Raw genomic sequence first — 5,445 nt, 5'->3', positions numbered from 1 at the left:
ACAGCCTCACCCCCGCCGCACCACAAACTCCGCAAACCGCGCCCCCAGCCGCTCTACCTGCCCGGCGGTTAGCTCCCAGGTGGCCGCGCCCGGCGCACGGCATTCCTGTAGCGCCCAGTGGGCCACGCCTGCATCGGCCAGCGTGTCGGCCAGGGCGAACAGGTCATCCACACTGAACAGGCCCGCGTGCCAGGTGGTGCGGCATTCATGGGGCACGCCACTAGCGAGCAGGTGGCGCAATGATGCAAAGGCTTTGGCGCCGCTGCCGGGGGTGCGGGTGATGGCGTCGTAGGCGTGCAGCGGGCCTTTGATGTCCAGGCCCACCCAGTCGAGCAGGGGCAGCAGGGCTTGCAGGCGCTCGGGGTACATGCCGCCGGTATGCAGCGCAGTTTGAAAGCCCAGGGCGCGCACTTGCGCCAGTGCGGCGGGCAAGGCGGCTTGCAGCGTGGGTTCGCCGCCGGAGAAGACGACGCCGTCGAGCAGGCCCTGGCGGCTGCGCAAGAAGGCCAGCACCTCGGGCCAGGGCACGGTGGCGGGGGTGGTGGCGTCGAGCAGTTCGGGGTTGTGGCAGTAGCCGCAACGCCAGGGGCAGCCCTTGCCGTAGAGCACGGCGGCAAGGCGGCCGGGGAAGTCGATGGTGGTGAGCGGCGTGATGCCGCCGATGCGCAGCAACGCGGCATCGGCGTGCGCGGCGTGCGCGGCGTGCGCGGTCACCACGGGCACCGGCACAGGCCGGCGCGGGGAGCGGCTTTGCAGGTCAACGGCCACAGGGGGCTTCGGCAAAAAACTGGCGCTCGTTGTGCTCACCTTGTTTGCCGATGTTGAAGCTGGCCACAGGGCGGTGGTAGCCCATGACGCGGGTCCAGACTTCGCAGGGCTGGCGTTCGGCGTCGGTGAGCTGCACGTTGGCGGCGGCCAGGGTGGTGTGTTGGGTGGTGGTGGGGTGCATGGCGATCTCCTTGCGGTGGTTGAAAATGCTATTGAATTGATAGCTACTTGCGCTTATCCATCAAGCGCCAAGTGCCGTTTTTGCTTGAAGTTTTAAGCCCTCAGGCTGCCAGGCGCTCGCGCTTGGCTTGCAGGCGTTCTTCGTCGCAGCGGGGGCAGAACTTGTGCTCGCCCTCCAGGTAGCCGTGCGTAGGGCAGATGGAGAAGGTGGGCGTGATGGTGATGTAGGGCAGGCGAAAGCGCGTGAGTGCGCGGCGCACCAGCTCGCGGCAGGCGGCGCCGCTGGAGACGCGCTCGCCCATGTACAGGTGCAGCACGGTGCCGCCGGTGTATTTGGTTTGCAGTTCTTCCTGGCGGGCCAGGGCCTCGAAGGGGTCGTCCGTCCAGCCCACGGGCAGTTGCGAGGAGTTGGTGTAGTACGGCTGGCTGGCGGTGCCTGCCTGGGCGATGGCGGGCCAGCGCTTTTTGTCTTCTTTGGCAAAGCGGTAGGTGGTGCCTTCGGCGGGGGTGGCCTCCAGGTTGTAGAGGTGGCCGGTTTCTTCCTGAAACTGCACGATGCGCGCGCGCACGTGGTCCAGCAGGCGCACGGCAAACTGGTGGCCCTGGGGGCTGGTGATGTCGTGCGCGTCGCCGGTGAAGTTGCGCACCATTTCGTTGATGCCGTTCACGCCCAGCGTGCTGAAGTGGTTGCGCAGCGTGCCCAGGTAGCGCTTGGTGTAGGGGAACAGGCCCTGGTCCATGAGCCGCTGGATGAGTTTGCGCTTGGTCTCCAGGCTTTGCTTGCCCAATTCGAGCAGGCGATCGAGCGCGGCCAGCAGCGCGGGTTCGTTGCCTGCGTGCAAATAGCCCAGGCGCGCGCAGTTGATGGTCACCACGCCCAGGCTCCCGGTCTGCTCGGCGCTGCCAAACAGGCCGTTGCCGCGTTTGAGCAGTTCGCGCAAATCAAGCTGCAGGCGGCAGCACATGGAGCGCACCATGTTCGGCTCCAGCTCGGAGTTGATGAAGTTCTGGAAGTACGGCAGGCCGTACTTGGCGGTCATCTCGAACAGCAATTGCGCGTTCTCGCTCTCCCACGGGAAGTCTTTGGTGATGTTGTAGGTGGGGATGGGGAAGGTGAACACGCGGCCCTTGGCGTCGCCCGTGGTCATCACGTCGATATAGGCGCGGTTGATGAGGTCCATCTCGGCCTGCAGGTCGCCGTAGCTGAACGGCATCTCCTTGCCCGCAATCACCGGCACCTGCTCGCGCAGGTCGTCGGGGCAAATCCAGTCGAAGGTGAGGTTGGTAAACGGCGTTTGCGTACCCCAGCGCGACGGCACGTTGAGGTTGTAGACCAGCTCCTGGATGCACTGGCGCACGGCGGCGTAATCCATGGCATCGACGCGCACATAGGGCGCCATGTAGGTGTCGAACGACGAGAACGCCTGGGCACCGGCCCATTCGTTCTGCAGCGTGCCCAGGAAGTTGACGATCTGCCCTACGGCGGAACTCATGTGCTTGGGCGGGCCGGCCTCGACCTTGCCCGGCACGCCGTTCAGGCCTTCGTTGAGCAGGGTGCGTAGTGACCAGCCGGCGCAGTAGCCGCTGAGCATGTCGAGGTCGTGGATGTGGATGTCGCCATTGCGGTGCGCCTCGCCAATTTCTGGCGTGTAGACGTGCGACAGCCAGTAATTGGCCGTGACCTTGCCGGCCACGTTGAGGATGAGCCCGCCGAGCGAATAGCCCTGGTTGGCGTTGGCGTTCACGCGCCAGTCGGCGCGGGTGAGGTATTCGTTGATCGAGCTTTCCACGTTCACCAGCGTCTGGTGGTCGGCGCGCAGCGTGGCGTGGCGGTCGCGGTAGGCGATGTAGGCGCGGGCCGTGGCCAGGTGGTTGGCGGCGATCAGGGTCTGCTCGACCACGTCCTGGATCTGCTCGATGCCGGGCGCCTCGCCATGGAAGCGGTGGATCAGCACCTTGCCCACCTGCGCGGCCAGCAGGGCGGCTTCGTCGGCCGAAAATTCGCCCGTGGCGGCGCCTGCGCGCAGCAAGGCAGAGCGGATCTTTTCCGCATCAAAGGCGGCGCGGTGGCCGCTGCGCTTGAGCACTTCACGCGGCAGGGTGGCAAGGGTGGATACCATGCAATTCTCCAAAGGTCTGCGGCAGAAAACACTACCTATGGTGTTGAAGATATAGTTAAAACACTATTTGTAGTTTGATTCAACACAAACAGCGGAGCGGCTTGCGCGGCCTGGGCGCGGCGCACCGCGTTGCATCCGGTGACGGTTTGGGGGCCGTGCCGGTTGTCTTTCTCGGCGCTGGCGCGTTCTACGAAGTGGGGTAAAGAGCGCAGCTGCCCCACCACAGGCTGCGGGGGTCACAACGTGCATGCCAAGGCTTTTTTTCCAAACCGTGGGCGGCTGGCGCTGCTGTTGTTCATGCTGCTGGCTGCCCTGTGCGGCACGGGCGCCTTCGCGCAGGGAGCCGCTGGCGACCCGCCGGGGCGCGTGGCACAGCTCAACGCCTTTGACGGGCCGGTGAGCTTTGCACCCGCCGGGTTCGACCAGTGGGCCGGCGCGGTGCTGAACCGGCCGTTGACGCAGGGCGACCGGCTCTGGAACGACACGGGCGCGCGCTCTGAGCTGCACATCGGCTCGACTGCGCTGCGGCTGGATGGGCAGACCAGCCTGGCTTTCTCCGTGCTGGACGACCAGACCGTGCAGCTCGCGCTCACCCAGGGCAGCCTGATCGTGCGCCTGCGCAGCCTGCCGCCAGGCCAGCGCTTTGAGGTCGATACCCCCAACCTGGCGTTCACCGCCTCACAGCCGGGCGACTACCGGCTGGACGTGGACCCGAGCGACGGCACCACGCGCGTGACGGTTCGATCGGGCAGCGCCGTGGTGTACGGCAGCAACGGCGCCTCGGCCAGCCTGGGCGCGCGCCAGCAGATCAGCTTCGCGGGCGCGGACCTGGTGCAGGCCGCCGGGCAGACCGCGCCAGCGTTCGACCCGTTTGACCGCTGGGCAGAGGCGCGCGACCGGGCGGAAGACCAGTCGCTGGCGGCGCGCCATGTCTCGCGCGACGTGATCGGCTACCAGCAACTGGACAACTACGGCGACTGGGAGAGCGACCCGGTGTATGGCACCGTCTGGGTGCCGCACGTGACGGTGCAGGATTGGGCGCCGTACCGCGTCGGCCACTGGGCCTCGATTGCGCCCTGGGGCTGGACCTGGATCGACGACGAACCCTGGGGTTTTGCCCCATTCCACTACGGCCGCTGGGCCCAGCGTGGCGCGCGCTGGTGCTGGGTGCCCGGTGCCAGCGCCGCCCACCCGGTTTACGCGCCCGCGCTGGTGGGCTTTGTCGGCGGCAGCGCTGGGGGTGTGAACTTCGCCATCACGGTGGGCGGCGCCACGCAGCCCGGCGTGGCCTGGTTTCCGCTGGCGCCCGGCGAGGCCTGGCGCCCGAGCTACCGGGCCAGCAGGGCCTATCTGGGCCGCGTGAACCCGTTTGGGGGCCAATACACGCCGCGCAACACCGCGAATGCCAACAACGGCTACCGCTACCAGCACCTGCCGGCTGCCGTGACGGCGGTGACCGCAGCCGCGTTTTCCCAGGGCCAGCATGTGCGCGGCAGTGCGCGTCCAGTGGCCGCGCGCGAGCTGGAGCGCGCCCGCGTGGTGGCCCCGCCGACGCCGACGCGTGACCCGCGCAGCGTGTTCGGCGCCTCGCGGTTGACGCAGGCACACCCCGCGCCGCCAGCCAGCGCGGTGGAGCGGCGTGTGGTCTCCAACCCCTCCAACCCGGCCTTCTCGCGGGGCCGGGCTGAGGCCCCGTCGCGGCATGAGGCATTGCCCGGCCCGTCACAGCGCCCTGAACTGGCGCGCGGCGCCGCCGTGCCCAACGCTGCCCATGCCCCGGCCGTGCCGGTGCTGCGGCCCCCGCAGGCCAGCGCGCCGCCGTTTGCGCGCGAACGCCATGAGCCGCCGCCGCGCAACGCCGCCATGCCGCCGCCGCGCCCGGAAGTCGCAGCGCCGCAAGACCTGCGGCGCCCATCGGTCCGTCGGCCCGAGCAGGGGCAGCGTGAGCAGAACACCCAGCGCGATTCAGAGGTGCGCAATGAGCAGACCGCCCGCGCCGCCCAGAAGCAGGAACAGCGCGCGCAGCAACAGCAACAGCCCTTGCAGCAGGAGCAACAAATGCAGCAGCGTGCGCAGCAGGCGCGCCAACCCCAACCCCAGGCCCAGCGTGCGCAACAGGAGCCGCCAGTGCGCCAGGCCCCGAGGCAAGCGCAGCGCCAACAGCCCGCACAAGCGCCGCGTGGCGCTCAGGCGCCCGAGAACCGGGATCGGCACGGCGGCCCGCGCCGCGAGGAACACCGACCAGGGCAAGACAACTGAGTGCGCTGTCGGTGCTTGCCCCATGGGCACCGCGGTGCGCCAGCGCTAGGGATGCTCTGCTTAAAGCGACTTTGAGTGTGCTGATGGCTCCCAGTTGAGCCAATTTGCAGAATGGGCG

The 5,445-nt window shown here is 68.1% G+C and carries 4 protein-coding genes; 1 reads left to right on the top strand and 3 read right to left on the bottom strand.

The features are described from left to right. Nucleotides 1-6: 6 nt before the first annotated feature. From AC07ZH_RS20335 to AC07ZH_RS20325, 3 genes are all read right to left on the bottom strand, one after another. Nucleotides 7-669, bottom strand: a complete 663-nt coding sequence (locus AC07ZH_RS20335) for an anaerobic ribonucleoside-triphosphate reductase activating protein (protein WP_495201098.1) — start codon at nucleotides 667-669, stop codon at nucleotides 7-9. Between the two features lie 88 nt (nucleotides 670-757). After that, on the bottom strand, nucleotides 758-949 hold the full coding sequence (gene nrdD, locus AC07ZH_RS20330) for an anaerobic ribonucleoside-triphosphate reductase (RefSeq protein ID WP_495201097.1): 192 nt from the start codon (nucleotides 947-949) through the stop codon (nucleotides 758-760). Between the two features lie 100 nt (nucleotides 950-1,049). Further along, complete coding sequence (locus AC07ZH_RS20325; protein ID WP_495201096.1) at nucleotides 1,050-3,068, bottom strand: ribonucleoside triphosphate reductase; 2,019 nt, start codon at nucleotides 3,066-3,068, stop codon at nucleotides 1,050-1,052. A gap of 297 nt (nucleotides 3,069-3,365) precedes the next feature. Between AC07ZH_RS20325 and AC07ZH_RS20320 the strand changes: the two genes are divergently transcribed. Next, entirely contained in the window at nucleotides 3,366-5,327 is a 1,962-nt protein-coding gene (locus tag AC07ZH_RS20320; protein WP_495201095.1) for a DUF6600 domain-containing protein, read from the top strand. Nucleotides 5,328-5,445 lie beyond the last annotated feature (118 nt).

This window comes from Simplicispira sp. GW247-4R2A, from assembly GCF_059424465.1.
This window is presented reverse-complemented; position numbering and strand designations above follow the sequence as displayed.